The following is a 2,592-nucleotide window of genomic DNA, read 5'->3' as shown; positions in this document are numbered from 1 at the left end:
GGCACCGGGTTGTGCGGCGGACTCACCACGTTCTCCACGATGCAGGTCGAGACGCTGAGGATGATCGAGCACGGCCATTGGACCCTGGCCGCGGGCTACACCCTCACCAGCATCGTCTTGGGCTTGCTGGCGGTGCACTTGGCCACCAAATTGGTGCGCCGGGTACGGATCCGCGGATGACGGCGGGCGCGGTCACGACGGCTGCGGTGTGGGCGGGGGTCGCGCTGATCGGCGGCGTCGGGTCGTTGCTGCGCTTCGTGGTCGACCGCGCGGTGGCCCGCCGGGTCGCCCAATCCTTCCCGTTCGGCACGCTGGTCGTGAACATCAGCGGCGCCGCGCTGCTCGGATTTCTCGGCGGCCTGGTGTTGAGCAAGGAGGCGGCCCTGTTGGCCGGCACCGCCTTTGTCGGCGCCTACACCACGTTTTCCACGTGGATGCTGGAGACGCAGCGGCTCGGCGAGGAACGACAGGTGCGCGCTGCGGTCGCCAACATCGTCGTCAGCGTCGTGCTGGGTGAGGCGGCGGCGCTCCTCGCGCAGTCGATTGCCGAGCGGCTCTGAGTCACTCCTGGGGAACGTCGTCGGGCGTGCGGGGCAGCACATAGAGCGCCATCCGCCGGTTCGACATGTCGTGCTCGCCGAGGAAGGCGCAGCCGCCCCGTTCGCAGAACGTGCGCGCCAAGACGTTGCGGTGGTCGGGATCGAACATGATGCGCCGGCATCGCGGATCAAGGCCCAAGATGCTGCCCACCAAATACGGCAGCAGGTAACTGACGTGTCCCCGCTTGATGTAATCCAGATCGGCCACCGCGACATGCAGACCCAGATCGTGCGCATCGTAGTCGTATCGGGTCGCGATGGAATCCTTTGCCGCTCGGTACAATTCGATGTAAGCACGGTCCGTTCCATCGAGCGTTGCGATGAATGGGCGGGAGAAGCCACCTCGGAGTTGCGCTCGCAGATAATTACGCCAGCGCGTCACCGGCCACGCGGACTCCCACGCTTCCACCAGGTGCGGCCGGTTCATCCACTCGGCGATCATGTCGGCGTCGGCGTCCGGGTCGGCGAGACGCAAGCCGTACGGCTCGGGCAGTGCGGGTATCGGCGGCGGCGGGACGGCGCGCACCTCGTCAGCGATGTCGGTCAACTCCCGCGGCAGTATGGGATCGGCCTCGCTCATGCCGGTGCCGCCATCGTCCACTGCTCAGCCAGCGCCGAGACCCATTCGACAGCCGCATCGGGCCGGTCCGGGGGCGCTGCGACGAGAACCAATTCGTCAACGCCCAACTCGGCGAGGGCGCCGATATCAGCAACGCCCGGATCGCGCAGCGCCACTGACAGCCGCAGCTGCCCACGATCACGCCCCGCCTCGGCACACAGCTGCTCCAGCTTGGCGATGCGTTCCCGGACGGCCCCGACGCCGTCGATGTTGAACCCATACCAGCCGTCTCCCCACGTCGCCACCCGGCGCAGCGCCGAATCGCTATTGCCCCCAACCACGATCGGGATACGACGATCGCACACCGGCTTGGGGTTGACACGAATGGCATCGAAGCAGACGAAATCACCGTCGAACGAAGCGACGTCATCACGCCATAACGCGCGCATCGCCGCAACGTATTCGGCGGTCCGCGCGCCGCGATGGGCGAAAGGCACTGAAAGCGCGGCGAATTCCTCCTTCGACCACCCGACACCGACGCCCAGTGTCAGCCGTCCACCGCTGAGCCGATCCAGGCTGGCGGCCTGCTTGGCCACCACCACCGGATTATGTTCGGGCAGCAGCAGCACGCCTGTCGCCAGCCCGATCCGAGACGAGGCGGCGGCGGCGAAGCTCAGCGCGATCATCGGATCAAGCCAATCCGCTTGTGCGGGAACAGCGATGACGCCGTCATCCGAATAGGGATAGCGAGAGGCGGGCCGGTCGACCATGACGACGTGTTCGCCGACCCACAGCGTGGCGAAGCCGCAGTCGTCCGCCGCTGATGCGACGGCATCGATCACCGCGCGGTCGGCGCCGGCACCGATTCCCAGGGCGTGCAATCCCAGCCGCATCGCCCGATCGTCTCACGCGTTCAGTGGCTTTTCACCAGCTCCGCTAGAACGGCCGCCTGGCTGACGTCCGTATCGCGGGTCGCGGTCACCAGGGTGACCGCACCGCGCCTGGTGAGCTTCCGCAGCTCCTCCAGCGCCGGGTTACCCCGCAGTTCCGCCTTGTACCGCGAGGCGAATTCGTCGAATCGTTCGGGCCGGTGCTCGTACCACTCGCGCAGGTCCTTCGATGGTGCGACCTCCTTGCACCAGGTACCCACCCGCGGGTCCTCCTTGCGCACTCCGCGCGGCCAGACTCGGTCGACCAGCACGCGCTGACCCTCGTCTGGGGTGACGTCTTCGTAGACTCGCGCCACCCGGATCCGACTCTTGGCGCTCACACTCGCCAGCGTAGCGACGAGGGGCTTGTCGGTGACCCCGTTTACTATCGAACTTATGTTCGAATACTTGGCGGAGCTTGACGCCGCGGCCGACGAATCGGCGCTGATAGAGCGCATCGCAGAGCTGGAGACGGTCAAGAGCGCGGCCGCCGCGGGCCAGGCCC

General features: G+C 67.1%; 6 protein-coding genes. 3 read left to right on the top strand and 3 right to left on the bottom strand.

Features of this window, described 5'->3' with window-relative positions; all coding sequences use genetic code 11:
* Together A5781_RS16675 and crcB are read left to right on the top strand one after the other, a co-directional pair.
* A partial coding sequence (locus tag A5781_RS16675) for a CrcB family protein (RefSeq protein ID WP_197503872.1) occupies positions 1-180 on the top strand: 180 nt, incomplete at its 5' end.
* Positions 177-560, top strand: coding sequence for a fluoride efflux transporter CrcB (gene crcB, locus A5781_RS16670; RefSeq protein WP_067208427.1), 384 nt, complete (start codon positions 177-179; stop codon positions 558-560). The genes A5781_RS16675 and crcB, both read left to right, overlap by 4 nt.
* Position 561: 1 nt before the next feature.
* On the opposite strand, the gene A5781_RS16665 is transcribed toward crcB, so the two are convergent.
* From A5781_RS16665 to A5781_RS16655, 3 genes are read right to left on the bottom strand one after another with little or no spacing between them, the layout of a single operon-like run.
* The gene (locus A5781_RS16665) at positions 562-1,179 is read right to left on the bottom strand and encodes a GNAT family N-acetyltransferase (protein ID WP_067208431.1); all 618 of its coding nucleotides are present in this window, start codon (positions 1,177-1,179) and stop codon (positions 562-564) included.
* Complete coding sequence (locus A5781_RS16660; RefSeq protein WP_067208423.1) at positions 1,176-2,051, bottom strand: LLM class F420-dependent oxidoreductase; 876 nt, start codon at positions 2,049-2,051, stop codon at positions 1,176-1,178. Before A5781_RS16660 ends, A5781_RS16665 begins: the two co-directional genes overlap by 4 nt.
* A gap of 20 nt (positions 2,052-2,071) precedes the next feature.
* A complete protein-coding gene (locus A5781_RS16655; RefSeq protein WP_067208420.1) occupies positions 2,072-2,428 on the bottom strand; it encodes a DUF488 domain-containing protein in 357 nt (118 codons plus the stop codon).
* 55 nt (positions 2,429-2,483) lie between these two features.
* Between A5781_RS16655 and A5781_RS26285 the strand changes: the two genes are divergently transcribed.
* Positions 2,484-2,592: hypothetical protein (locus tag A5781_RS26285; protein WP_231990737.1), on the top strand; the 109-nt coding region annotated here is incomplete at its 3' end.

Source organism: Mycobacterium sp. 852002-30065_SCH5024008 (assembly GCF_001665645.1).
In the GTDB taxonomy this organism is placed as follows: domain Bacteria; phylum Actinomycetota; class Actinomycetes; order Mycobacteriales; family Mycobacteriaceae; genus Mycobacterium; species Mycobacterium paraffinicum.
Note: the sequence above shows the minus strand (reverse complement) of the source record. Positions and strands in the feature narration are given on the sequence as shown.